General features: G+C 58.3%; 16 protein-coding genes and 1 tRNA gene. 7 read left to right on the forward strand and 10 right to left on the reverse strand.

Annotated features, from left to right (window positions below):
- Window positions 1–40: 40 nt before the first annotated feature.
- Genes ahcY through QSJ80_RS10490 form a run of 3 tightly spaced genes read right to left on the reverse strand, consistent with a single transcriptional unit; the run spans window position 41 to window position 3,612 of the window.
- Window positions 41–1,414 (reverse strand): adenosylhomocysteinase, encoded by a 1,374-nt coding sequence (ahcY, locus tag QSJ80_RS10480; RefSeq protein ID WP_285764402.1) that lies wholly within the window; start codon window positions 1,412–1,414, stop codon window positions 41–43.
- Window positions 1,415–1,416: 2 nt separating this feature from the next.
- On the reverse strand, window positions 1,417–2,634 hold the full coding sequence (metK, locus tag QSJ80_RS10485; protein WP_285764403.1) for a methionine adenosyltransferase: 1,218 nt from the start codon (window positions 2,632–2,634) through the stop codon (window positions 1,417–1,419).
- Window positions 2,635–2,661: 27 nt separating this feature from the next.
- Window positions 2,662–3,612: a metalloregulator ArsR/SmtB family transcription factor gene (locus QSJ80_RS10490; protein ID WP_285764404.1), complete on the reverse strand. Its 951-nt coding sequence runs from the start codon at window positions 3,610–3,612 to the stop codon at window positions 2,662–2,664.
- A 280-nt stretch (window positions 3,613–3,892) separates the two neighbouring features.
- On the opposite strand from QSJ80_RS10490, the gene tkt reads away from it, so the two are divergent.
- The 4 genes from tkt to QSJ80_RS10510 all read left to right on the forward strand — a co-directional run bounded on the left by tkt (window position 3,893) and on the right by QSJ80_RS10510 (window position 10,379).
- The gene (tkt, locus tag QSJ80_RS10495; protein ID WP_285764405.1) at window positions 3,893–5,884 is read left to right on the forward strand and encodes a transketolase; all 1,992 of its coding nucleotides are present in this window, start codon (window positions 3,893–3,895) and stop codon (window positions 5,882–5,884) included.
- 111 nt (window positions 5,885–5,995) lie between these two features.
- Window positions 5,996–7,000 (forward strand): glyceraldehyde 3-phosphate dehydrogenase NAD-binding domain-containing protein, encoded by a 1,005-nt coding sequence (locus QSJ80_RS10500; RefSeq protein ID WP_285764406.1) that lies wholly within the window; start codon window positions 5,996–5,998, stop codon window positions 6,998–7,000.
- Between the two features lie 59 nt (window positions 7,001–7,059).
- Entirely contained in the window at window positions 7,060–9,462 is a 2,403-nt protein-coding gene (locus tag QSJ80_RS10505; protein WP_285764407.1) for a zinc-dependent metalloprotease, read from the forward strand.
- Window positions 9,463–9,539: 77 nt separating this feature from the next.
- On the forward strand, window positions 9,540–10,379 hold the full coding sequence (locus tag QSJ80_RS10510; RefSeq protein ID WP_285764408.1) for a hypothetical protein: 840 nt from the start codon (window positions 9,540–9,542) through the stop codon (window positions 10,377–10,379).
- A gap of 61 nt (window positions 10,380–10,440) precedes the next feature.
- On the opposite strand, the gene QSJ80_RS10515 is transcribed toward QSJ80_RS10510, so the two are convergent.
- Both QSJ80_RS10515 and QSJ80_RS10520 read right to left on the reverse strand, forming a co-directional pair.
- Window positions 10,441–11,817, reverse strand: a complete 1,377-nt coding sequence (locus tag QSJ80_RS10515; protein WP_285764409.1) for a M28 family metallopeptidase — start codon at window positions 11,815–11,817, stop codon at window positions 10,441–10,443.
- Between the two features lie 59 nt (window positions 11,818–11,876).
- The gene (locus QSJ80_RS10520; protein WP_285764410.1) at window positions 11,877–14,126 is read right to left on the reverse strand and encodes a fatty acid desaturase; all 2,250 of its coding nucleotides are present in this window, start codon (window positions 14,124–14,126) and stop codon (window positions 11,877–11,879) included.
- A 98-nt stretch (window positions 14,127–14,224) separates the two neighbouring features.
- Here QSJ80_RS10520 and QSJ80_RS10525 point away from each other — a divergent pair, with 98 nt between their 5' ends.
- Both QSJ80_RS10525 and QSJ80_RS10530 read left to right on the forward strand, forming a co-directional pair.
- Complete coding sequence (locus QSJ80_RS10525) at window positions 14,225–15,238, forward strand: AraC family transcriptional regulator (protein WP_285764411.1); 1,014 nt, start codon at window positions 14,225–14,227, stop codon at window positions 15,236–15,238.
- Between the two features lie 166 nt (window positions 15,239–15,404).
- A complete protein-coding gene (locus tag QSJ80_RS10530) occupies window positions 15,405–17,318 on the forward strand; it encodes a DUF3604 domain-containing protein (RefSeq protein WP_285764412.1) in 1,914 nt (637 codons plus the stop codon).
- A gap of 80 nt (window positions 17,319–17,398) precedes the next feature.
- Here QSJ80_RS10530 and QSJ80_RS10535 read toward each other — a convergent pair whose 3' ends face one another.
- The 4 genes from QSJ80_RS10535 to QSJ80_RS10550 all read right to left on the reverse strand — a co-directional run bounded on the left by QSJ80_RS10535 (window position 17,399) and on the right by QSJ80_RS10550 (window position 21,924).
- Window positions 17,399–18,697 carry a carbohydrate porin gene (locus tag QSJ80_RS10535; RefSeq protein ID WP_285764413.1) on the reverse strand — a complete coding sequence of 433 codons (1,299 nt, stop codon included), beginning with the start codon at window positions 18,695–18,697 and terminating at the stop codon, window positions 17,399–17,401.
- An 80-nt stretch (window positions 18,698–18,777) separates the two neighbouring features.
- Entirely contained in the window at window positions 18,778–19,227 is a 450-nt protein-coding gene (locus QSJ80_RS10540) for an aconitase X swivel domain-containing protein (protein WP_285764414.1), read from the reverse strand.
- Between the two features lie 62 nt (window positions 19,228–19,289).
- Entirely contained in the window at window positions 19,290–20,897 is a 1,608-nt protein-coding gene (locus QSJ80_RS10545) for an aconitase X (protein WP_285764415.1), read from the reverse strand.
- Between the two features lie 91 nt (window positions 20,898–20,988).
- On the reverse strand, window positions 20,989–21,924 hold the full coding sequence (locus QSJ80_RS10550; RefSeq protein ID WP_285764416.1) for an SDR family NAD(P)-dependent oxidoreductase: 936 nt from the start codon (window positions 21,922–21,924) through the stop codon (window positions 20,989–20,991).
- Between the two features lie 258 nt (window positions 21,925–22,182).
- Between QSJ80_RS10550 and QSJ80_RS10555 the strand changes: the two genes are divergently transcribed.
- Complete coding sequence (locus QSJ80_RS10555) at window positions 22,183–23,406, forward strand: patatin-like phospholipase family protein (RefSeq protein WP_285764417.1); 1,224 nt, start codon at window positions 22,183–22,185, stop codon at window positions 23,404–23,406.
- Window positions 23,407–23,943: 537 nt separating this feature from the next.
- Here the strand turns inward: QSJ80_RS10555 and QSJ80_RS10560 are convergent.
- Window positions 23,944–24,020 (reverse strand) — tRNA-Met (locus QSJ80_RS10560).
- Between the last annotated feature and the right edge of the window lie 275 nt (window positions 24,021–24,295).

Here is a 24,295-nt window from a genome sequence, read left to right on the forward strand (position 1 = left end):
CTGTGGGCAGTGCGTCCAAAGCTTATGCGGCAAGTGCTCTTTAGTATTTGTAAGAGTCCGGCTTGAACGGACCTTCCACCGGCACACTAATGTAGTCGGCCTGGGTCTTGGTCAGTTTGGTGATGACACCACCAAAGCCTTCCACCATGTAGCGTGCCACTTCCTCGTCGAGCTTCTTCGGCAGCACTTTTACGTACAGGTTTTCTTTTTTCAGGTCCGCCGGCAAGTCGGCAAATTTGCCGGTGTACAGGTGGATCTGGGCCAGTACCTGGTTGGCGAAGGAGCCGTCCATGATGCGGCTCGGGTGTCCGGTGGCGTTGCCCAGGTTTACCAGGCGGCCTTCGGACAGCAGGATCAGGTGGTCATCGGCACCGCGGTCGCGATAGATCTTGTGGACCTGCGGCTTGACCTCGTCCCACTGCCAGTTTTCGCGCATGTAGGCGGTATCAATTTCATTGTCGAAGTGACCGATGTTGCACACCACGGCACCGTTCTTCAGGGCGCGCAGCATCGGCGCGTCACAGACATTGGTGTTGCCGGTGGTGGTCACGATCAGGTCGGTAGTACCGAGCAGTTCCGCGTTGATACCGGCATCGTTACCGGCGTTGACGCCGTTCTTGTACGGGGAAACGACTTCGAAGCCATCCATGCAGGCCTGCATGGCGCAGATCGGGTCGATCTCGGTCACCTTGACGATCATGCCTTCCTGGCGCAGGGAGGCAGCGGAGCCCTTGCCCACGTCACCGTAGCCGATGACCAGCGCTTTTTTGCCGGCCAGCAGGTGGTCGGTACCGCGCTTGATCGCATCGTTGAGGCTGTGACGACAGCCGTACTTGTTGTCGTTTTTGCTCTTGGTAACAGCATCGTTGACGTTGATTGCCGGAACCTTGAGGGTTCCCTCCTTGAGCATGTCCTGCAGGCGATGCACGCCGGTGGTGGTTTCCTCGGAGATGCCGTGGCAGTTGTCGAGGATTTCCGGGTGCTTGTCGTGCAACAGTGCAGTCAGGTCGCCGCCGTCGTCGAGAATCATGTTCGGCGTCCAGCCGTCCACGTCTGCGCCGATGGTGCGCTCCAGGCACCAGTCGTACTCTTCTTCAGTCTCGCCTTTCCAGGCAAATACCGGGATGCCGGCAGCGGCGATCGCCGCCGCGGCGTGATCCTGGGTGGAGAAAATGTTGCACGAGGACCAGCGCACTTCCGCGCCCAGCGCCACCAGGGTTTCGATCAGCACAGCGGTCTGGATCGTCATATGGATACAGCCCATGATGCGCGCACCGGCGAGCGGCTGCTCGGCGTGGTACTTGGCGCGCATCGCCATCAGGGCGGGCATTTCGCCTTCGGCGATGGCGATTTCCTTGCGGCCCCAGTCGGCCAGGGTGATGTCCGCTACTTTGTAATCGGTAAATTCAGTCATGATTAAATCCCCGCTGCATCTTTCAGCGCTGCAGCCTTGTCAGTTTTTTCCCACGGGAAGGCGATAAAGGTTTCGCTCTGCTTGAGGCCGTCCTGGTTGGTCCACTCGTAGGTGTGCTCAAACGGCTCGCGGCCAAAGTGGCCGTAGGCGGCGGTGAGCTGGTACATCGGGTGCAGCAGGTCCAATGCCCTGGTAATTGCATACGGGCGCAGGTCGAAGTGCTCGCGTACCAGTGCAACCAGTTTTTCGTCGCTGACCTTGCCTGTGCCGAAGGTGTTGACGGCCACGGAGGTGGGCTCGGCCACACCGATGGCGTAGGACACCTGGATCTCGCAGCGGTCGGCGAGGCCGGCGGCAACAATATTTTTCGCCACATAACGGCCTGCATAGGCCGCGGAGCGGTCTACCTTGGACGGATCCTTGCCGGAGAAGGCGCCGCCGCCGTGACGAGCACTGCCGCCGTAGGTATCGACGATGATCTTGCGTCCGGTCAGGCCGCAGTCACCCACAGGGCCGCCGATTACGAACTTGCCGGTAGGGTTGATGTGATACTTGGTGTCTGCGTGCAGCCACTCTTCCGGCAACTCGTGCTTGATGATCAGGTCCAGTACCGCTTCGCGCAGGTCTTCCTGGCTGACATCCGGGTTGTGCTGGGTGGAGAGAACCACCGCATCGATCGCTACCGGCTTGCCGTCTTCATAGCGGAAGGTCACCTGGCTCTTGGCATCCGGGCGCAGCCACGGCAGCAGGCCGGAGCGACGTGCTTCCGCCTGGCGCTCCACCAGGCGGTGTGCGTAGTAGATCGGTGCCGGCATGAAGGTCGGGGTTTCATTGGTGGCATAGCCGAACATCAGGCCCTGGTCGCCCGCGCCCTGGTCTTCGGGTTTTACCCGGTCGACGCCCTGCGCGATATCCACGGACTGCTTGCCGATGATGTTGACCACGCCGCAGGTGCTGCCGTCATAGCCGACATCGGAGGAGGTGTAGCCGATATCGTTGATCACCTTGCGCACCAGGTCTTCCAGGTCCACCCAGGCGGAGGTGGTGACTTCGCCGGCGATGATGGCGATACCGGTCTTCACCAGTGTTTCACAGGCCACGCGGGCGTGCTTGTCGCGCGCGATCATCGCATCGAGGATCGCATCAGAAATCTGGTCTGCGATTTTATCCGGGTGCCCCTCGGATACCGATTCGGACGTAAATAAAGTGTATTCAGACATGGTTTCTCTAGTCTCTCCGTGAATCCTTCAATCCGCTTTCAGGAACTCCCTGATCTGGATCTGAAAGCCGTTGCGCAAAGCGCTGTAAATACTTCTGCCGGGCTGCAGGCCGGCACTGGTTGCATACTGCTGCAGCTGTTCCGGTTCGAACCCGAGCCACAGGTCGCCGCAGGCGTCGCGCGCCCAGTCCTGCTGGTGCTGCTGCAGCTCGGTGACCAGCAGTTGCCCGCCCGGGTTCAGCGCCCCGGCCAGGTCGCTGAGGATCAGGGCCGGGTCCGGCGTATGGTGTAACACCATATTGACCACCACTACATCGGCAAGCAGCTTGCGCGTCGCCACTTCGCTGGTATCTCCCAGCACAAATTCGATATTGCCGAGCCCGTGTTTATCGGCAAATGCGCGCGAGCGCTCGAGCATCGCCTCGGCCAGGTCCAGCGCTACGACTTTCTCAAAGCGCGGGGCCAGCTCGGCGAGGAACTGGCCTTCGCCCGGGCCGACTTCCAGCGCGCACTGGCCCGGCTGCAGCAGTTCTGCCACCTGGGGCCCATACACGCCATAGTCCGCAATCAGTTCCTGCTGTTCGCGGAACCTGTTGCTGTAGTCCGCGAAAAAACGCCGCGAGGCCTGTTCCCGTTCGCTGGCGACGGCCTCAAGCCCGGGCAGGTGCTCGGGTTTGATCGGCAGGGCATCGATTTCTGCGAACAGCTGTTGCTGCAATGGCCCACCAGCCTGGCGCCGGTAAAACAGGCTATTGCCTTCGCGCCGCCGGGTTACCAGTTCCGCATTCGCCAGCACCTTCAGGTGGTGGCTCAGCGCGGGCTGGCGCATATCAAAGATGCGGCACAGCTCCAGTACCCCGTAAGAGCCCTGGCTCAGTACCCGCAGGACTTCCAGCCGCAGCGGGTCCCCGGCGGCTTTGAGTAGCGCCGACAGTGTGCTGTAGCGGTCTGTCGCCTGTTCCTCTTGCGGTCGGGTCATGGTCTTGCGGCTATCTTAGGTTGCGGCGCAGTCTAGCAGCATGCGGCAGCTATATCAAAACATTTTGATATAGCTTTGCAGCGTGTGTTGGACTGATGGGTCGAGGATTTGGGAGCCTATCATTGCCCTGCAGCGGCGCTTGGGGGAAAATACGCCCCCTATTTCAGGCCGATCCTCCCCGATTCGGGCGGAGGCCGCTTGGATCCGTCACCGCGCAGGCGCGCGGCAGCTGGTCCGTTTCTTCCTGTCATTCAAGACCAAGAACCCGAGAGAGAGTCCTATGCCGTCCCGCAATCAACTCGCCAACGCCGTACGCGCCCTGTCCATGGACGCCGTCCAGAAAGCCAATAGTGGCCACCCAGGCGCCCCGATGGGCATGGCAGATATCGCCGAAGTGTTGTGGAACGACTACCTGAAGCACAATCCGGCCAACCCGAACTGGGCAGACCGCGATCGCTTCGTGCTGTCCAACGGCCACGGCTCCATGCTGATTTACTCGCTGCTGCACCTGAGCGGCTACGAGCTCTCCCTCGACGACTTGAAAAATTTCCGCCAGCTGCACTCGAAGACGCCAGGCCACCCGGAATACGGCTATGCACCGGGTATTGAAACCACTACCGGCCCGCTCGGCCAGGGCATCACCAATGCGGTTGGTATGGCGCTGGCAGAAAAGGTTATGGCGGCGCAGTTCAACCGCGATGGCTATGAACTGGTGGACCACCACACTTACTGCTTCCTGGGCGATGGCTGCCTGATGGAAGGTATTTCCCACGAGGCCTGCTCGCTCGCGGGCACGCTGGGCCTGGGCAAGCTGGTGGCGTTCTACGATGACAACGGCATCTCCATCGATGGCGAAGTGGAAGGCTGGTTTACCGACGACACCCCGAAGCGCTTCGAGTCTTATGGCTGGCACGTGATCCCGAATGTGGATGGCCACGATCCGGTCGCGATCAAGGCGGCCATCGAGGAAGCCCGTGCGGAAACCGACAAGCCCACCATCATCTGCTGCAAGACCATCATCGGCTTCGGCTCCCCTAACAAGCAGGGCCGCGAGGAGTGCCACGGTGCACCGCTGGGCGACGAGGAAATCGCACTGGTGCGCAAGACCCTGAGCTGGGAGCACGGTCCTTTTGAAATTCCGGCAGATATCTACGAGGGCTGGGACGCGAAAGAAAAGGGCGCGGAGCAGGAAGACGAGTGGAACACCATCTTCGAGGATTACGCTGCGGAACACCCGGAGCTGGCTGCAGAATTTACCCGTCGCATGAATGGCGACCTGCCGGCTGACTTCTCTGAGAAAGCCGCGGCTTATATCAAGGAGTGCCAGGAGAAGGGCGACAAGATTGCCTCGCGCAAGGCGAGCCAGAACGCCATCAATGCGTTCGGCCCGCTGCTGCCGGAATTCCTCGGCGGCTCCGCGGACCTGGCCGGTTCCAACCTGACTTTGTGGAGCGGTGCCAAGGGTGTCGATGCCAAGGATGCCAGCGGTAACTATGTTTACTACGGCGTGCGCGAATTCGGCATGAGCGCCATTATGAACGGCGTTGCCTTGCACGGTGGCTTCGTACCTTACGGCGCAACCTTCCTGATGTTTATGGAATATGCGCGCAACGCTGTGCGCATGGCTGCACTGATGAAGCAGCGTGTGCTGTTCGTCTACACCCATGATTCCATTGGCCTGGGCGAAGACGGCCCGACCCACCAGCCGGTGGAGCAGCTGACTTCCCTGCGCAGCACACCGAACCTGCATACCTGGCGTCCGTGTGACGCGACCGAATCCGCGGTTGCCTGGAAGGCGGCGGTTGAGCGCGCCGAAGGCCCGTCTGCACTGATCTTCAGCCGTCAGGGCCTGGCCCCGCAGGCGCGCAACGATGAGCAGCTGGCAAACGTCGCCAAGGGTGGTTACGTACTGGCAGACTGCGACGGTACCCCGGACGCAATCATTATTGCTACCGGCTCCGAAGTGGAGCTGGCAATGGCCGCCAAGGCCGAGCTGACCAATCACAAGGTACGCGTGGTTTCCATGCCGTGTGCCGAAGCCTTTATGGCGCAGGACGAAAGCTACCGCGAGTCCGTGTTGCCTTCCGCAGTGCGTGCACGCGTTGCAGTAGAGGCAGGCCATAAGGATTACTGGTACAAGTTCACCGGCTTCGACGGTGCCATTATCGGTATGGAGAGCTTCGGTGAGTCTGCGCCGGGTGGCGTACTGATGGAAGAATTTGGCTTTACTGTGCGCAATGTGGTTGCTGCGGTAAAAGACGTCGCCAAATAAATTGAGGGCGGCCGCGTAGCGGTCGTTCCGGTAACCCGGGGCGCCTTCCAGAATGGCAGTGGATTGCCAGATGCCTGGAAGGCGCTTTTTGTTTTCGGGTAAGGAAGTTTAATGCTCAAAATTGCTATCAATGGCTATGGTCGAATCGGTCGCTGCGTCCTGCGCGCCCTCTATGAGGGTGGTGCCCGCGATGGCATGCAGATTGTCGCCATCAATGAGCTGGCGGACTGCGCCACGATTGCGCACCTGACCAAGTACGATTCCACCCATGGCCGATTTGCGGGTGTTGTATCCGCGGCGAATGATCGGCTGACCGTCAACGGCGATGAAATTGCGGTGAGCCACCATGAAGCGATTGAATCGCTCGATTGGTCCGGTGTGGATGTGGTGCTTGAATGCACCGGCAGTTTTTCCGATCGCGTCACCGCGGAGAAACACCTGCGCATGGGTGCGGGCAAGGTCCTGTTCTCGCAGCCGGCCCAGCGCGATGTGGACGCCACCATTGTCTACGGTGTCAATCACGACACGCTGCGCGGCGACGAGACCATTGTCTCCGCAGCCTCCTGCACCACCAACTGCAGTGTGCCCGTAATTGCAGCGCTGGATGAAGCCTTCGGCGTGGAAGCCGGTGTGATTACCACCATTCACTCGGCCATGAACGACCAGCCGGTGATCGATGCTTATCACCATACCGACCTGCGCAAGACCCGCTCGGTGATGTCATCCATCATCCCGGTGGATACCGGCCTTGCCCGGGGTATAGAACGCATTCTGCCGCACATGGCTGGCCGCTTCGAGGCACAAGCCATGCGCGTGCCGACCGTCAATGTCTCTGCGATCGACCTCTCCGTGCAGGTACAGAGTGATGTGGATATGGCCGCGGTCAACAGTGTCCTGCAGCGCGCCGCGGCGGAGCAGTTCAATGGCGTGCTCGGTTACAGTGCGGAGCCGCTGGCATCCATCGATTACCTGCACGACAGCCGTTCCGGTATTGTGGATGCCAGCCAGACCCGCGTCGCGGGCAAGCGCCTGGTCAAGGTGCTGATCTGGTTCGACAATGAGTGGGGCTTTGCCAACCGCATGCTGGATGTGGCCAGGCTTCTGCAGCGGCGCTAAATTTGTAAAAACAAAAAATTCCGAAACACTTAAAACGATAATAAATCCATGGGGGAACTATGTTGCAACTGACACAGCGTTTGCTGGTGCTGACTTTGTTCGTTCTGTTCAGTACGGGCTTGCAGGCAAAAACCATTGCCGAATACACCGCCGGCATGCAGAAGCAGGCGGGCTTCTTCGATTTCTACTGGGATGACAAGACCGGCCGGGTTTTACTGGAAGTGTCGGACTTCGAGCGCGAATTCCTGTTCATGACCGGCCTGGCGCAGGGGCTTGGTTCCAACCCGGTCGGGCTCGACCGCAACCAGGGGAGCGACCCGCGCCTGGTCCGGTTCGAGCGCGTTGGCAACAAGGCGCTGCTCTACCAGCAGAACCTCAAGTACCGCGCACTTTCCGACAATGCCGCCGAGCGACGTGCGGTAGAGGAGGCCTTTGCCTCTTCGGTGTTGTGGGGCTTTGAAGCCGTGGCGCGCGACGGAGACCGGCTGCTGCTGGACCTGACCCCGTTCCTGCTCAGTGACCAGCACGGTATCGGCCAGCGCCTGCAGGACACCAAACAGGGGGCCTATCGTGTCGATAGTGGCAAGTCCGCCGTCTATCTAAAGCGCACCAAAAGCTTTCCCCTCAACAGCGAGTTCGAGGCGCGCCTCACCTTCGCCGGCAGCAAACCGGGCAATCATGTCAGGCAGGTAACACCAACGCCGGAACTGGTATCGCTGCGCCAGCATGTGTCATTTGTTGCGCTGCCAGAGGCCGGTTACCAGCCGCGTCGCTTCCACAGCAACAGCGGCTACTTCGCGTTCCAGTATCGCGATTATGCCGCGCCTATTGACCAGCCCCTGGACCAGCGCTTTATCTACCGTCATCGCCTGCAGAAAAAAGCGGGCAGTGATGAAGCGGTAGAGCCGATTGTGTATTACGTCGATCCCGGCGTGCCGGAACCTGTGCGCAGCGCGCTGGTTGAGGGCGCACGCTGGTGGGCGGATGCCTTTGAGGCGGCGGGCTTCAAGGACGCTTACCGGGTAGAGATATTGCCGGAAGACGCGGACCCGATGGATGTGCGTTACAACGTGATCAGCTGGGTGCATCGCTCTACCCGCGGCTGGTCCTATGGTCATGCACTTGCCGATCCGCGCACCGGGGAAATCATCAAGGGTAACGTTACCCTGGGTTCCCTGCGGGTGCGCCAGGATTTCCTGATTGCGCAGGGCCTGCTGCAGCCCTACGGCACGGAGAATGTGGATACTTCAAAGCTGAAGGAGATGGCGCTGGCGCGTATCCGCCAGCTGAGTGCGCACGAAGTGGGGCATACCCTGGGTATTGCGCACAACTTTGCTGCAAGCCCGAAAAACCGGGCTTCGGTAATGGACTACCCGGCGCCGCTGGTGACGCTTGAGAACGGCGAGCTGGATATTGCCCAGGCCTACGACACCGGCATTGGTGGCTGGGACAAGCTGGCGGTCAAGTACGGCTACGGCGAATCCGCAGCTGATGAGGCTGGATTCCTGGCGGCGGTCCTCGATGAAGCGAAACAGGCCGGGCACCGTTTCATCTCAGACCCGGATTCGCGCGCGATCAACAATGCCCATGCCACCTCCCACTTGTGGGATAACGGCGCCGAGCCGCTGTCGGAATTTGAGCGTATGCTGGCATTGCGCCAGCATGCACTGCAGAATTTTTCTGCCGCTGCCAATGCGCCGGAGAGCCCGCGTTCTGCTCTGGAAGAGACCCTGGTCCCGGTTTATTACGGGCATCGCTACCAGGCTGAGGCGGTTGGCAAGCTGATCGGTGGCCTGGACTATGACTACGAATATAACGGCGCTGATGCGCAGGGCTTTTCGATGGTGCCGGCTGCGCGGCAGCAAAAGGCGCTGGATCTGCTGCAGCAGACGCTGTCACCGGAATTCCTGACGCTGCCAGAGTCCGTACTGGCGCTGATGCCGCCAAAGTCCTACGGCTACCAGCGTACGCCAGAGAGCTTCCCTGCCTACACCGGTGTGGCGTTCGATGGCATCGCGCTGGCGGAGGCCGGTGCGGGGCATACCCTGGCGATCCTGCTGCACCCTGAGCGTGCTGCGCGCCTGACCGAGCAGCGGGCCCGGCGTGGCGAGGGCCCGGGTTTTGGCGACCTGCTGGATCAGCTGACCCGCAATGCGATGGATGAAGGTGCCTATTCAGGGCTGCAGGCTGCTATTCACCAGCGGGTAAACCATGTGTATTTTCACCAGCTGATGTTGCTGGCCCACAACAGCAAGGCCGCAGAGCCGGTTCGGGCCAGGGCGTCCATGGAGCTGGCGAAAATCCAGCACGCCATCGGCCTGATGAAGCTGTTTGGTGACGATGCTGAAGGGTACAAGGCGCATTATTACTACCAGGTGCAACGGATTGCCGCGTTCCTGGCCGGCGACCTGAAAGTGGAGGCTTCCGAAATCAAGCCGATGCCACCCGGCTCACCGATCTAGGTTTCACTAGCCCCGCCTGTGGCTCTGATTATGGCGGCTAAGCTTAAGAAGATCTCTTGTCTTGAGTTAGTCGCCAGATGTCAGCTTTTCGTCCTTACCTTTTCATCGCCATTCTTATATTGGCACCTTTTTCGGCACAAGCCGATTCCATTGACCTGATTGATCGCGGCGAAGAAGGCTGGCGTTTCGACATCACCCCCTACGCATTCCTGCCTGCAAGCATCGAGGGTACTTCTGTCGTCGCTGGCAGTGAACTGAAACTCGACCTGGATTTCCAGGATGCCCTGGACTTGCTGGATTTCGCATTCTCTGCGAGAACAGAAGGCTGGAAAGGCAACTTCGGCGTGATATCCGATCTTTATTACATCGATCTGGGGGTCGATGCCGAGCTGGAAATCCCGCCGCCACCCCCCGGCGAGGCAACGCTCTTTATTGACGCCGATATTCGCCAGGCCTGGTTGAGCGCACTGGGTGCCTACCGCTTCGCCCATGGAGAATATGGCTCTAACGGTTATCGCTACGCCTGGGATGTGTCACTGGGCGCTCGCTGGAATTATCTCAAGCAGGAAATCCGGACGCGGCTGGGTACGGATATTGGTATTGCCGATGGTCAGCAGCAGAAACTGGGTGGTTCGGAGAGCTGGTGGGAGCCGGTTATAGGCCTGCGCGGCATGGCCGAAATCTCGCCGTGCCTGGCAATGGCGATCCGCCTGGAGGCCGGCGGATTCGGCGTCAATGATGACGAACGGCAGTGGATTGGGCTGATAGGGCTAGACTGGCGCCCATGGGAGCATACATCGCTCAAGTTTGGCGCACAGGCCTATGGCATTGATTATGAGACGCGCAAATCCGATGGTGAATTTGCCTACGACATCGAGCAGTACGGGCCCTACTTGGGGGTGACCCTGCGCTTCTAGTTTGCCAGCGCTGCGGTGCGCGTGGCACCGCAGCCCGATCAAAAGGCTCTGTCTGCCGACCTCAGTCGAGGTAGAAATCTCCCGCCGGCCCCGGGAACACCACCGGGCTTTCGAAACCCTCCTTGCTCACTGCGGCCACGCCGAAGAAATAATTGTCGATCACGATATTTTCCAGCGTGTGTTCACTGACGTTGCCGACAAAAACACTGTGGGTCCAGGTGGCGTCGGTAGTCAGGCGCCAGTAAACCTTGTAGCCGGCGATCAGGTCATTCTCGCGGGTATCCGCCGGTTGCCACTTGAGTGTGGTGTTGGCGGACACTGCACCGGAAATTTCAACGCCAGCTGGTGGTGCAGGAGCGCGGGATAGTGCGGCCATGGTCAGGGCATTGAGTGAGGTGAGCTTGGCGGCGTAATCGAAGTTGACGCCGTCCAGGGTATCGCCGTATTTGACCCCGCCTTCGGTACGCAGGTCCTGGTGCTGACGATCGTAATGCTCGTTGGTCTCCATAATACGCACACCGGCATAGCCTGCATCATTGAACGGACGGTGGTGGCCGCCACGACCGAAGCGATCGAGGCGGTAGATCATCATCACATCCAGGTTGGGGATATGGTCTTCCGCAATCTTGTGTACATAGCGGCCCAGGTTACGCGAGGGAGAATCTACCTCGCCGCCCCGGAAGCGTCGTGCAGTTGCCTGCTGCGGCGTTTCATTCATGCGTGTGCCTTCCATGAAAACCCGCGCCGTGGTGTTATTGATCACCCCATTGATGCCCTCGATATTTCCGATCATATCGTTATTGAGCACGCCGGTGATGCGCCAGCCATCCTTCTTTGCGGCCGCCGCCATGATCTTGCCACCGAACAAGCCCTGTTCCTCACCGGAGAGGCCCGCATAGACGATACTGCCCGCAAATTTATGCTTGCTCAGCACCCGTGCCGCTTCCAGTGCACCGGCCAGCCCAGAGGCGTTGTCATTGGCACCGGGAGAGTCGTCGGTAAAGTTCATCGGGTCGGTCACGCGCGAGTCGATATCTCCAGACATGATCACGTAGCGGCCGGGATCCACGGTGCCTTTCTGTACAGCGATGACATTCACCACTTCCGTACGGTTGGGGATGCGGCGCTCACCCTCCACAAAGTCCGACTGATAATAGACCTCCAGGCAGTCTCCGCATTCTGCGCTGATACGCTTGAACTCGTCGTAGACCCAGCGCCGGGCGGCGCCAATGCCCCGGGTTTCCGATTTGGTATCGGACAGAGTGTGGCGGGTACCAAAGCCCACCAGCCTGGTAATGTCTTTCTCGATTCGTTCGGCGGAGACGTCCTGGCGGATATTCTCGAGTAGGGCGGCGTCAGTTCCGGGTTCGGCAAGCGCTGCTGTTGGCAGCGTGGCGACCATCAGCACTGCGACACGCAATGTGCGGAATACGGGCATGGTTTTTTCTCACTATTGTCGTGTAAACAAACCAGCCCATGCTAGCGTAATTGGCGGCTCTAGGTCGAATGCGAGCCGATTCCGAGGCCAGCCAGGCCACTCGCCGCATTTTGCTTTTGTGCAAGCACGAGCTCTTCCGGCGTTGCATATTTCTCATCCCATTCAATCAGCTTCTGGGTCATCAACCTGTGCCATACCGGTGGAACCAGTGTTAACAGCAAGGTAGAGAGGTATCCGCCAACCATGGTCGGCGCATCCGGCATCGGCAGCAGGTCCTCGTAGGGTATCTCGCCTTGCGCGTGATGGTGGGAGTGACGGCTGAGATTGAACATGGACCAGCTTGTCAGGCGCGCATTGGTGTTCCAGGAGTGGCGCGGTTGCACCGGCTGATCCTCCAGCCGCACCATACCGTAGTGCTCCATATAGTTGACGACTTCCAGCAGGGCCTTGCCGAAGAATGCGAGTGCCAGAAAGTAGAGCGCGCCGACAGGTCCGCCGATCAGGTAGGCAAGCACAAGCAGCGTTACGCTCATCATCTGTCCCCGCAGGTAGGCATTTCGGTGGGAAAAAACACAGTGTTTTTTACGCTGCAACCGTTCTCTTTCAATTTTCCAGGCGCTGATATTGCCTTCCACAGTGGAGGCGAGAATATGGTGGTATACGTTGCGTCCGCGCGGTGCCGTGGCGGGGTCGCGGGCGGTGGAGACATAGCGGTGATGGCCGTAGACATGCTCGATTGAAAAGGCCGTGTCAAAGCTGAATGCCAGCAGCCAGCGTCCGATGCGCATGGATACCGGGTCCCAGGTCCTGTGGGTCAATTCATGTGCCGGAATGGTGCCGACCATACCGATCATCAGCCCGGTCAGCAGGAACACCGATAGCGCGTGCGGGCCGGTGGTTTGCCCCTTGGCTTCTAGCAGGTCGTAGCCGGACAGGCCTGAGAGCCACGCCCCGTAACCGAGCGGGTCCCCGGGGGAAAAACTCCAGACGGCATTGAATACGATGAGCGCCAGTAGCGGTAGCGCAAGCCATAATTGCGCGGTCAATAGCATCCTGTGTTTGAACCTGGGCGTGCGTAGGTCGTCTCCCGCCAGGGCGTCACCAAAGACATAGAAAGCCAGCACCGCGGCAAAGCCGAATGATGCGTTGGCGCCACCCGCCAGAATAGCCAGTGCACTGAACAGGCCGATTAGGTGGAACAGGCCGAACTTGAGGTAGTCACCCAGGTTGGCGGCAGGCCGGTCAACCCTGGGTACGGCTACATCGCCGGAAAAACCGGTTTCGGTCGTGGGGTTCTGCGTGAGGAAACGGTCTGCATGGATACGCTCCGCTGCGATTCCCTTGTCGATCAAGCGGCGCTCGGCAGCATCGACCATTGGCGGCGGGCCACATAAATAAGCGGACGTCGCACCGTGAAGGTGCTCATCAATAAAGTCAGTCACAAGACCGTGTGCGCCGCTCCAGTCTTTGTCGCACTCATCTTCACTGTCAGTATTTGATAAAACCGGTACAAACGTGAAGGCTGGCCAGGTTTTTTCCAGGGCCCGCAGTTCCTCCAGATAGTAGAGGTCACGACATTGCCGTGCCCCGAACAGCAGGGTTACCGGCCGCGATTCGCCGCGTTGCCAGGCCTCCTGCAGCATGGCGTAGATGGGGGCGAGGCCGCTGCCGCCGGCAATCATGATGACCGGCTCGGTGCCCGGTCTAAGCCAGAAGTCCCCGCCCGGTCCGCGCACGGATAGCTTTTCCCCCACGACATCCTCATCGACAATCCGTGTTGAGAAGGTGCCACCGGGAACGCGGCGCACGGCAAAACGCACGCGCTTCTCGTCACTGGGTGGGGATGAGAAAGAATAACTGCGTGTCGCCTGAGGCAGGGTCGCCAGCGTGAGCTGCGCAAACTGCCCGGCGCGATAATCGATTTTGTCTTCCAGCTGCACGTCGATCTGGGCGATGTCATGCGTCAGCATCTGCTTCTGCACGATGTGCCCGTCAATGCGCGTGCCCTGCACATCCGCTGCGAGCTCGGCCGCGATCCTGACATCGGAGCGCGGCCGGCTCTGGCAGGCGAGGATATAGCCAGCGGCGATTTGTTCCTCTGTGAGGAGATAGCCGGTTTCGGTCATCTCGGTCACTTCCCCCTGCAGAAGCCGGCATTTGCAGGTGCCGCAGCCACCAACCCGGCACAGGTTAGGCAGCTCGATACCGTCCCGCAGCGCGGCCTCAAGGATAGTTTCGCCGGGGTTTACCTCGACGGCCTGATCATTGATGGTCGCCGTGACTGTTGCTTGGTGCCGGGTGCCGAACATGCGCGCTCTCCTCTTTTATAACCGAACCTTAAGCAATTTCCGGTATGCGTCGGAGCGCATTACTTGACAAAAAGGGGTCATTAGTTGACAAAGGAGGCATGACTGAAAAATTGATCTCCCTTCCGGCCCTGTACCTGCGCGAAGTTGCCAACGTGGTGGGCGACTATGGTGTGGACAGTTCTGGCTGGCTCGATGCTCTGGGTATTGCACTGCCGGAGGACGGAGAGCAACCGGTAGAGTTGCCTTTGCGCGACCTCCGGAGGGTGGTGGTCGAAGGCAAGGCGCTGACAGATCCCGCGTCATTTGGCCTGCAGGTCGGGCAACGCCTGCTGGTGAACAGCCACGGCATGCTCGGCTATGCGGCGATGAACAGTGCCAGCCTGCGCCAGGTTACGGAGCTGATCGAACAGTTCCTGCTGTTGCGCACAAATCTGTTCACGTTAACGCATGAAATTGCGGGTGCTGAATTCCGGGTGGTAATACATGAGGTGGGAGATCTGGGGGAGGCCCGCCTGTGGGTGCTGGAGACCATCGTTCTGGCGGTCAAGAATATCTATGATTTTATTGCCATGGGCGATTGCCCCGTCCGCTATGCCACTTTTGCGATAGATGCGCCCCGGAACGCGCAGCGGATACAGAGTTTCCTGAAAAGCGAAGTCCGCTTCAATGCCTCCTGGACAGGATTTGCCCTGCCTCTGAGCGATATTGATCGCCCCCTGAAAATGGCCAACGCCAGTGGTTTTGCCGAAGCGACCAGGCTCTGCCTTCGCGAGCTCGATGAAAAGCATGGCAGCAGTAAGCTCAGTGACCGTATCCGGCGCATGCTGCTCAACAGTGTCGGTAATTTCCCTTCGCTGGAAACGACAGCCAGTAACCTGAACCTGACCCCGCGCACTATGCACCGCCGCCTGCTCAGTGAGGGCACCTCGTTCAAGGAGTTGCAGGAGGAAACGCGGCATATGCTGGCGTTGCGTTACCTGCAGGCGCGGGAGATGTCGGTACAGGAAATTGCCTACATGCTCGGCTATTCCGATGTGGCGAATTTTCGTAGGGCATTCAAGCGCTGGGAGGGTGTCGCTCCGAAAACGTATCGAGAGAACATCGCGGGCTAGACCAGGGCATTTGGTGTGTGCCCGAACGGTCCTTTAGGGAAAGGCTCGGTCCTGTGGACGTGAGTGCGGTTGCTACAATTCCGGGGGGCAGTGAAAACCGTCGCTGGCCGCTTTTCACGTAGCTTCTCTTTATCTCATGACAGAAATCCACGGCAGGACTCTGGTAATGCTTATTCGGGCTTTCATCACGCTATTTCTCTCCATATTTCTGTCCCTGTTATGTATTGGCTCAGTACTCGGGCAGGGCCACGCAGGCGAAGTCGCGATTGATCGTGACGACGTAAAGCTCGGAAACAAGCATTACTCGCCGTTTGTCGGCAAGTCTTACCCCAATCGGGTGTACTGGGGCGATACGCACCTGCATACGTCTTATTCCACAGACGCAGGCATGATCGGTAATGTGCTCGGTCCAGAGGAGGCTTTCCGCTTTGCCCGCGGGCAAAAAGTCCGCGCCTCCCTCGGTGAATTTGCGCAGCTGGTGCGGCCACTGGACTTTCTTGTGGTGGCCGACCATGCCGAGAACCTTGGGCTCGCACCGATGATTGCCGAGTCCAACCCGCAGCTGCTTGCGAGCCCATGGGGCCGGGAGATCCATGACCTCGTTCGCAAGGGAGATTCGCTCGCCGCGTTCGTCAAGTGGGGCGAATCCATGCAAGAAAACATTGACCCGCTCGATGATGACGATCTTACACGCACCTTCTGGAACCGCATCGTCGAGAGTGCTGAAAGGTACAACGAGCCCGGGGTATTCACGACCCTGCATGGCTTCGAGTGGACCTCGGCCAGGGATGCCAACAACCTGCACCGGGTTGTCATGTTTCGCGACGGTGCGGACAGGGTGAAGGATATGGTGCCGTTCTCAAATTACGATAGTTCCGACCCCGAGGACCTGTGGAGCTGGATGAAAGGCTACGAGACGCGGACGGGTGGGAAAATCATGGCCTTTCCCCACAACGGTAACCTTTCCAACGGGCTGATGTTCAATGATGTTCGGGAGAACGGCAAGCCGATTGATGCTGCCTATGCCGAGCGCCGGATGCGTTGGGAACCGCTTTACGAGGTCACCCAGATCAAGGGTGATGGGGAAACACATCCAGCACTTTCACCAAATGACGAGTTTGCGGACTACTACACGTGGGATCGAGGTAACTTCGGTACGGAGCTCAAGACGCCGGACATGCTGCCGCGAGAGTATGCGCGAACGGCGCTTGCTCGCGGCCTGAAATATGAGGCGGAGATCGGCGTCAATCCATTCAAGTTTGGCATGATCGGGTCTACAGACAGCCATACCTCGCTGGCGACCGCTCGCGAAGACAATTTCTTCGGCAAGGCGACGCTCGGGGAGCCCGGTGGCGGTAAGGAGCGTTACGAGGAAAATATCATCCAGCCCGATTACCTGGGCGAGGAGATCGCCGTCAGGCACTATGAATCCCTGGCCTCTGGTCTGGCTGCTGCTTGGGCGCGGGAAAATACCCGCGAGGCAATCTGGGACGCCTTCAAACGCAAGGAAGTCTATGCGACAACGGGACCGCGGATGACCGTAAGGGTGTTCGCCGGCTGGGACTTCAAAGAGGACGAAATCCATCGGCCGGACTTCGCTGCGGAGGGTTACGCGCGGGGTGTGCCTATGGGGGGCGATCTGTTGAAGGGCCCGGATGGAGTCGCGCCTCGCTTTATGGTGCGGGCATTGCGTGATCCGGATGGCGCCAACCTTGATCGTATACAGGTCATCAAGGGCTGGGTGGATGCCGGCGGCAAGCCGCAAACCCGGGTGTTTGATATAGCCGGGTCAGGTGAACGACAGCTGGATGCGGATGGCAAGTTGCCGCCCGTGGGGAGCACCGTGAGTGGGGCAGACTACACCAACACTATTGGTGCCGCCGCCATTGCCGCGCATTGGGTGGATCCGGAATTCGACCCGAAGCAGCGGGCCTATTACTACGTGCGTGTTCTGGAGATACCGACGCCGTCATGGTTGGCATACGACAAGGCACATTACGGCAATATCGACCTTCCCGATGACGCCGTGCTGGTTCAGCAGGAGCGCGCCTACACTTCGCCGATTTGGTACACGCCTTAATGGGCTGGCCCCTGCCGGATCACCGGTTTTAACTAGCTACTTTTTATCGCCTTGCTGTGGAAAGTGGCGAGCGGAACCAGCTATATAGCGACCCGCAGTTTTAGCTGCGGAATCACCATGGAATTCTCATCCTGGTTCAACGCCGGCTGTAAAATCAGGTGTACACCTGGCGTTACCCAGATGTTGTTGGTGAAGCGTATTCTCCAGTACAACTCCAGACCATGTTGGTCGCGTACAGGCTCTTCAAAGATACTTTCAATGGGTTTCATATAGAGAAAGCTGAAAGCGGCCTCGCCCTGTATGTCAAACGGATCCAGATAGGCCGCCCCGGCAGCTAGCGTGTGTTTGGCGACCGTTCCGCTAACACCGCCGCCCTCCGCAGTGTTGTAGGTATAACCTCCGAAACCCACCCAGCGGTTCCACTGCTTTGCGCCATAGAGCCTGACGCCACCGCCGGCCTTGTTAGGCAGGATGTCCGGTGAGCGGGTGCTGCGCTCGTCCGCATAGAACAGCAGCAGGTGCACATGGTCATAGTCATCTTTGGCTCGTTCCCAGTCGTAACCTACCTCGAGCCCGTAGAAGAATTCTCCGCGATCAACGGTGCCCCAGTCGAACCCTTGCAGGTTCGGGTCACCATTCAGGTCATTGAGGGATCCGGCGATATACAGGCCGGATCCCTTTTCTTTGTCTGGCCACCACTTGAACCCCGCGCCGAAACCAAAAGTTGGATAGGGGACGCTTTCGTGAAAAGCCCAGGGGCCGGTGGTAAACGATACCCGGGAATCCTTGAAACGCATCGGATTCAGCAATGTGGTTACCACCTGGTTGCCAACCCGCAGCATCACTTTGTCGTCCCCCGGGCTCAGGTGTTGCTCCCAGTAGAGGTTCTCAATGGCGAAGTCCCAGGTGGTGAACTCAACGTTTCCAGTGAGGCTGCCGACTTGGGCCTGCCCGAAAGTGGCGGGGGCGGCATTACTGCCGACGGGCCCCCGTTCAAACATGCTGAAGACAAGGGTGCCCTCGCTGTCAGAGCCTCTGTTCAGCAGGGTCCATTTGCCGAGGAAGCCCCACCAATCGCCGAGTGCGGTGTCATAGGTAGCGTCCGGCAGTACCTCAGAAGCGCGTTGGCCGAGTATCTGGTAACTGAACCCGAATCTCAGCCCGTGCTTTTCGTAGATGTCGTCTTTGGCATCGAACCAGGATTGCGGGATACCGAAAGGGATCAAGGCACCGGGCGTGGGTGCGATGTCGTCCAGTACGTTTCCGGCTTCGATCGGATTATTGTCGCGGCGCTGGGCCTGGCAGTGTTGCGCGAAGCTGGCCAGCAGTACAGCGGCAAGCACAAACCTGCAAAGAACATGCGCGGCCGATGAGGTCACAGGCGCACCCTCCTGGCAATTGTGGCTGTCAGGCAATGGCTGTAGGGTGGCAATTTGAACGCAGCCGCTCGGCCCGTGCATCAACCGACTTCAACCGTGCCATCTTCTTGGACGGAAATCGGGTCGCCCATCTTGACCACTTCGAGAAACTCGTCGCCGAGCATATCGATGGTTACGATGCGCTGTTCCTTCCAGATGTCTGCCATGAGTACGCCGGCCGCGGCGAGGGTATCGATGGGTTTGGAAAACAACAGGGCCTCAGGGCCGACCCCAATCGCCTTCATCCCCATCAGGCACATGCCGCCCATGGTCGAACCAACTGTCGTCGGCGTGCACAGGATCGCGCCCGCCAGGTCCTTGCCGAACAGTTCTTTGTTGCTGGCGTCGGTACAGGGTGCGGCATCGGTGCGGCCCGCGAACATGTTCTCCGTGTAGGAGCCGCTGGTATTGAACGCCTGCTTGGATACTGTCGCTTTGCCTGTGACCTTGCCCGGTAATACCACCCGGCCCTTGAATGTCTTTTTTGCCATGCTCTTCGTGCTCTCTAGCGTTTACTTCCAGTATTTTTTGCAGCGCTCATACGAGGCCGGCTTCAAGCGGGTAATTTTCCGGTCATGGCAATCTGCAGGAGATCGTCATCACCGAAAAGTCGCAGTCTCGAATAGAAGCGGGCTTTGTTTGAATTGGTCACGCCGCGGTCAATATCCGCCATGCCCTTGAGCCCCTGGTAAGCAGGGGTGCAGATGGTAGTAAAATGTATGCCGGCGCGGAGTACGTCCCGCAGCAGGATCGGGTGCTGGTCCAGCAGTTTATTCCTGACCACGATGGGGCAGGCCATGATCACCGGAATTGCAACCTTGTCCTGCCCCGCCTCTTTGAGGGCCCCGTCGAGCTTCTTGCTCCAATAGAGGATCTCTTCATAGGTATTGTGCGGGCAGCCGAGGTACACGGCGGTCGGATCGCCCTCCGGGTCTTTCCACAGGTTCTGGAAAGTGCCCATGACCCGCTCCAGTTCTGCGTCGTCAATGACATAGGTCTGGTAATCATCAGTGAGGAGATCGCGGCCCTGGGCTTTTGCTTCGGGGGTGATATTTTCCACGTGATACAGGCCGACCGCACCGCTGGAAGCCGTGGAAGAGCCAAACGCTTTCAGTTTGCCCATTGAGACCAGGTCAGGCGCGCCGTCCTTCATGCCGATCCACTGATCGATGCCGGTGACATAAGGGATTTGTTCGACAACCTTGGTGCCGACCGCACCGCCGAGAGCACCCCAATGGGGTTCCTTGGACAGCCTGACATCTATATGCCACTTGGCTTTGCGGCCTTCGTCGACCAGCACCCCAAAGGCAGGAACCTTGCCGGCAATCGCGCACAGGACTTCCATACCGGTTGCCATGCGGTTGATACGCAGCCCCAGTACCGAATTGCCGTAATTCACTGCCGAGGACTCGGCCCACGACACCACCGAGCCGGTTTCGGGAATATTGCCGACTTCCGGCAGATAGCAGGCGCAGCTCCAAACATCCAGCGGCCTCGCACCCAGGCGAGTGTGGACCTGGATGAGACGCCCCTGCATCGGGTAGCTGTCCAGCATCATGTTTCTCTTTACCGGGTCCTGCCCCACGGTGTAGAGATCCAGTGGCATCGGGTTGACGGTGTAGGGCGCATGCGCCTTGAGGCCGGCATCCGCAATTTCCTCAAACATCTCCAGCACCGGCTCGACCCAGGGCCCGCCGGTGTAGAGAGATGAGTGCGGTGCGCCGTTACAATCTACAAGCCGCTCGGCACCGAAGAGTTCGCCATGCTTGACGATTGTCTTCAGAACCTTGGCCATGGTTTCGCCCTTGCTGCCATTGAGGATGTCCTGCTCCTCCTGGGTCAGGGTCATCTTGTGGGGCTTGTCGGGATCGTGCTGTTTCAGGCCCGCATCTGAACCGGTGCCGGTCAGATTGTCAGCGATGGGCTTGCCCTCGGGGTCGATGCCGAACTGGTCACAGTGAACTACATCGTTAGCACCGGGATCCTTGAAAGACCGGTTGGAAATGCTGAAACCTTTACGCTTATCGGTCGATGATTGGGTGTCTGGCGTGGGTGGCGCAGTGGTTGTGCTTGCGGGTACCGCTGCATCCTGCTTGCCGCACCCGGTGGCCGAGGCAAGAGCGACTGTGGGGATTAGCTTCACGAAATCTCTGCGTTTCACAGCGTACCTCTTGTGCCAGTGTGGCTCGTCTGTTTGTCGGTTTTCCGGCCGACGTTTTAGGGTTTCTGAATTTTTGATTTGGCGACAGCGACTACATAAAGCTCCAGCCGCCATCGATCGGGAAGAATTGGGCGGTCATCCCGGTGGCAGAGCCATCGATCAGTGTGGCGACGAAACTTGCCGCGTCCTCCGGCTCTATAAGCCGGCGTATTGGCAACAGGTCCTCCTGCTCCTTGCGTTTGGCCGGGTCTTTGTCCGCGCCAACCATATGCAGGAAACTGGGATAGGCCATGCCGTAGGTGCCGGTACCATTTACAGTGACACCGTGCGGCGCAGCTTCCAGTCCGGTAGCGCGAATGAGCGCATTGGCTGCCGCGCGTGTGGCGCAATAAAGTGCGACTTCAGGCTGAGGTCGCATGGCGCCGGCGCTAGTGTTAATCACCACCTGTCCGGATTTTTGTGCAACCAGCGGCGGGACCACGGCTCGCAGTGCGTTGAATACGGTCCTGATGTTTCCGTCGTAAACAGTATCGAGGTCCTTTCCCTCGGCGGTCAGGACACTGCCATTCACGTGGATGCCGGTGCGGATACAGGCGGAATCGAAACCACCAAAAGCGTCTTTGGCATGTTCCACTAGCTTCTGGAAGGTATCGGGTTTGGTTTGGTCCTCGGTATCCGGGACAACTTCTACTTTTGCACCGAGACTGCGTAATTCCTTGACCAGCTTTTCATCCCGCGCGTCACCGAGGACGAGGTCGTGATTGCGGCGCACCATTTCACGGGCAAGCGCCGGCATCATATGGTTCCAGGAGTCGAAAAGAATGGCGACACGTTTTTTTTCAGAGCGAGGTGTCTGGGCACGTGCTTCGCCGGATGGCATACCCAGTGCAGCTGTTCCCGCGAGGCCGGCAAGACCCATGGCGCCCTTTTTTAGAAAGTCGCGCCGGGAGCTCTGGTTAAACTGTGTATCTTTGGGTTCTTTTTCTTGCTCGACAGGGTGTTTGTTTTTGTTCGATTCCTCTTTCATGGTTTTCGAGGCAACTCCGATTTACGCTCACATATATAAAATGATGGTAGACCATCATGCTGTATGGAATAGCATAGCGTTAGACGCAAAGAGCGGAGTAAGATTTTGAGGTCGCCAGATATTAATTAACTTGATGATGTCGCCGTTTTTTGGGTAAAGGATGTTCGAAACCATCGCTGGCAGTTGCAACTGATCGCAAGGGCCCTCACAGTTAATTTGCTGCTTTATTGACGAAAACGATCAGGGAAGAGCCTTAATATGTTATCTCCGTATGTAAAAACAATGTGGCGGTTGGCCCTGGTTTCCTTATTGTTGTTTGTGGTGTCTTGCGCTAATGCCCCTGAGCGGCAGCCATTACCTCCCAAATATGCCTTTGCAGCGGAAATTCCCGGGGTGTCGGAGGCAAGGTTCTGGGGTAAGAAGTGGCCGACATTTGCGAGAGAAAAATTCGAGAAGTTCACGGTAAATCAGCTCGATGAGAGTTTTTCAGGAATCTATAACCGGCCGCATAACTATCTTGCGATTTCCGGCGGTGGCGCAAACGGTGCTTTTGGCGTCGGGGTACTGATTGGGTGGACTGCAGCAGGCAATCGCCCGGAGTTCACCATGGTTACCGGTGTCAGCACTGGCGCATTGACGGCGCCGTTTGCTTTTCTCGGTTCTGATTATGATGAAGAGATGCGGGAGGTATATACGACTATCAATACCGAAGATATTGCCAGGCAGCGTAATTTGCTGTCTGCCATATTCGGGGACTCGGTAGCAGATACAGAACCGCTGCAGACATTAATCGAAAAATATATCGATAAAGCAAAGATTGAGGCGATTGCGCGCGAGCATCAAAAAGGTCGGCGTCTTTTTATCGGCACGGTAAACCTTGATGCGGGTCGCTCTGTTGTCTGGAATATCGGTGAAATAGCGGTCAGCGATTATCCGCATAAGATGGCATTGATCCATCAGGTGCTGCGGGCATCTGCTTCGATACCTGTCGCCTTTCCGCCTGTCGTCATCCCTGTGGAAGCCGCGGGGCAGCGCTATGATGAATTGCATGTGGATGGTGGCACCGGGTCACAGGTGTTTGTGTATCCGGCAGACGCCGACTGGCGCGCGGTCACAGAGCAACTAAAGGTGCAGGGTACGCCCCAGGTCTATGTCATACGAAACTCGTTCCTTGACCCGGAATACCAGGAGGTAAGGCGTAATATTGTTCCCATCGCATCGCGCACAATTGAGTCGCTTATCCGGACACAGGGGCTTGGTGATTTATACCAGATCTATGCGCTGTGCAAACGCGACGGGAACGACTTCAATCTGGCGTACATTCCGAAGGAATTTTCTGAGGAACCGGCTGAGAGCTTCGACCCTGTTTACATGAAAAAGCTTTTGGATTTCGGTTATCAGATGGCCGTGGATGGGTACCCCTGGGAGCAAGCGCCGCCGGTATCATTGGATGGTAGCGGGGTGGAAAATACTACCCAGTAAATTCCGGCCTGATTACTGGCAAGGAGAGTATCGTTCTCTTCAGGCGATTTTTTGACCCGCACTTCTTTTGTTGGGCGGGCGTATGTTCATCATTTTTTGGGGTGCCCATTTTAAATTCCCGCAGGATATCCAGCCATATCAACCGAAAGCCTGAGAATTTCTCGGCCCTGACGATTGTCTTTACTTGATAAAGCCCGTAGTAATCCTCCTGCACGGATTTCTGCGGGTAGTGGGCTGGTCTAGCACAGTGTGATACTTCGACAGACCTGGTTGCGTTGAATTCGTCTTGCCAGAGCTTCGCCGATAACGCTTTTCGTCTAAACGGGGATATATGAAGAGGGAAAGTTGGTAGCGGGGGCCGGATTTATGACCTTCGAACGCCTGTGGCGGCATAAGAGTTGAGCCCGACCGGGCGAATAGGAAATTTCTTCAGAAGGAAAATTGGTAGCGGGGGCCGGATTTGCGACCTTCGAACGCCTGTGGCGTATAAGAGCTGAGCCCGACCGGGCGAATAGGAAATTTCTTCAGAAGGAAAATTGGTAGCGGGGGCCGGATTTGAACCGACGACCTTCGGGTTATGAGCCCGACGAGCTACCAGGCTGCTCCACCCCGCACCAGCAGGCGATTGTCGGTTTGTGTTGCTGCCCTGGTAGTGCAGCCCGTCAATCGAGGGCGCACTATATTGACTGGGCCGATGTCCGTCAAGCGGAAGTGCCTGTTTTTATTAAAAAAATTTTCTGCCTTCAAAATGACAGCGTTATCACCCTGCATGTAACGCCGCTACACGAATTTGCCCTGATATAATCCCGCGCCATTGAATGGTGGTCCACATTCTGGTGGTCCACATTCTGGTGGTCCGGTTTGTAGGCAGTGCGCTGCTGCAAAGATG

Origin of the sequence: Biformimicrobium ophioploci, assembly GCF_030270605.1 — a bacterium.
Taxonomy (GTDB): domain Bacteria; phylum Pseudomonadota; class Gammaproteobacteria; order Pseudomonadales; family Cellvibrionaceae; genus Biformimicrobium; species Biformimicrobium ophioploci.